Annotated in this window: 1 protein-coding gene; it reads left to right on the plus strand. The window is 57.3% G+C overall.

What is annotated here, in order from left to right:
* Positions 1 to 251 precede the first annotated feature (251 nt).
* On the plus strand, positions 252 to 2,030 hold the full coding sequence (locus tag CXY82_RS00140; RefSeq protein ID WP_199180823.1) for a molybdopterin-dependent oxidoreductase: 1,779 nt from the start codon (positions 252 to 254) through the stop codon (positions 2,028 to 2,030).
* The last annotated feature ends 311 nt before the right edge of the window (positions 2,031 to 2,341 follow it).

Raw genomic sequence — 2,341 nt, forward strand, 5'->3', positions numbered from 1 at the left:
TCGTCTTTGTACTCAGGAGTGAACTCCCGACGTGATCTTGCCATAGTGAACATTCTCTCTTGTGAGGTGTCCACTCAACGGAGTCAGGGCCAGTATAAAGCTAGCTTCGACGGTGATCGACTCCCATGTAGCCGGATATCGGCAGAGTTTGGCCGCTTCCGTGTCCATGTCCATGTCGGGGACAATCATCGACGTGCGGGCAGATCCCGTCAGTCTGGTGCTGGCATTTTAGCGGTTGCTAAGCTCACGACATGACGTCCGGACTGGAAGAGCAGAATGTTCCCGCCCCCGATCGTGGGCCGGGGGGGATGCGAAGCTTCCGTTCGGAGCTTGACAGCACGCACTACACCGCGGTCGACGAACACTGGGCAGGCGGTCTCCCAGCCCAGTACGGTGTCGCTCCGCGGGTGCGAATTGGTAAGAGCAAGTGGTTCAACCTGTTGTGGTTGATTCCGATCGGCTTGGTGCTCCTGGTCATCGGCATCGCGGTAGCGAAGGGGATACGCGAGCTCCCTGCCGTGCAGGATTTCATTCAACAGTATCCTGGCGAGTCTGAGCTTCCGGAGAACGCGCCGGTGGGTTTCCCTGCATGGCTGGGCTGGCAGCACTTCCTGAATGCTTTTCTGATGATCTTCATCATCCGCTCCGGCGTCACAATCATCGCCGATCACCCGCGTTTGTACTGGTCCAGGCACTCCACACCGGGTAAAGACTGGTTGCGTATGCAGAAGCCGGTGCCGAGTGATCCGCTGTATACGTCGAAGCAGGAATCGATCACCTTGCCGGACGGCGTCGGCTTGCCGGGGCGTCGTCACTCCATCGGGCTCGCCCGCTGGTGGCACCTCGGCGTTGACACGTTGTGGTTACTCAACGGAATCGTGTTCTACGTTCTGATCTTCGTCACCGGCCAGTGGATGCGCTTGGTCCCCATGAGTTGGGACGTCATCCCGCATTCCATTTCGGTCGCAATCCAATATCTGTCGCTAGACTGGCCGACGGAAAACGGCTGGGTCAACTACAACGGTCTGCAACTGATCGCCTACTTCATCACCGTGTTCATCGCCGCTCCGGCCGCTCTCATCACCGGGCTCGGGATGTCACCGGCGTTGTCGACCAAATTCCGGACCATCAGTTCGGTCTTCAGTATCCAGGTCGCACGATCACTCCATTTCTTGGTGCTCGCCTGGTTCGTCATGTTCATCATCATCCACGTGACCCTCGTGCTGACCACCGGCGCCCTCCGCAACCTCAACCACATGTACGCGTCACGGGACGACAGCTCCTGGGTCGGGTTTTTGATCTTCGCCGCCTCGATGGTGGTCATCATCATCGGCTGGGTGGCGGCGACACCGTTCACGTACCGGCATCCGCGTGTGGTGCAGAAGGTGGGGTATGCGCTGATCGGTCCCGCGCAGCGGTTGTTCGAGCACATCGATTCGAAGCCGGGTCAGTACACGGAGAAAGATATCTCTCCCTATTTCTGGCATAACGGTAAGTACCCGGAATCGGAGGAGTACAAGAAGCTCCAAGCTGGCACCTTCACGGATTACAAGCTGCAAATCGGTGGGCTCGTTGATAATCCGGTGGAGTTGGACCTTGAGCAATTACGGGCGCTGTCACACCACGAGCAAATCACGCAGCACTTTTGCATTCAGGGCTGGTCGGGTGTCGCGAAGTGGGGCGGCGTCTCAATGCAGACCATTCTTGACATCGCGAAGCCGAAGCCGGAAGCGAAGTGGGTGATTTTTTACTCCTTTGCGGTCGGTCCTGATGGTGGGATTTACTACGACGCTCAACCGATCGAGCAGATGAGTTACAAACTGACCATGCTGGCCTATGACATGAATGATGAAACGCTGTCGTTCGGTCACGGTGCTCCGCTGCGGTTGCGCAACGAGGTGCAGCTCGGTTTCAAGCTGGTCAAGTGGATTAAGGGCATCGAATTCGTCGAAGACTTCTCCGAGGTCGGCGGTGGTCTGGGTGGGTACGACAACGACCATGAGTTCTTCGGCTATCGGCAATCCATCTGACATCCCACGCACTGACCGACAGGTTGGAACAACTTACGATTGGAAATCGGCTAGCCACAGGTCGGGGCCGAAGACTTCGTATTGGATGTCTTTTGCGGGTAGAACTCGGTCTTGAGCGTGGCGAAGAAACTTTCCGCCATTGCGTTGTCCCAGCAAATTCCGGTGTGTCCCATCGACCGGGTAATGCCATGTGCGGCAGCGAACGCGGTGATCTGCGCTGACGCGTATTGGGCGGATTCAACCGGTGGTCGCAACACCGGTGTTTGCGATGAAGAGTAGCTCGTTCATCGCTTCGGCTGGCGTCTTGAATC

The sequence above is a fragment of the Cryobacterium sp. M23 genome (genome assembly GCF_002929655.1).
GTDB lineage: Bacteria > Actinomycetota > Actinomycetes > Actinomycetales > Microbacteriaceae > Cryobacterium > Cryobacterium sandaracinum.

What these genes read in the sequence shown, in the direction of transcription:
- CXY82_RS00140 (WP_199180823.1), top strand. Translation starts at nt 252, where the DNA reads ATGACGTCCGGACTGGAAGAGCAGAATGTTCCCGCCCCCGATCGTGGG.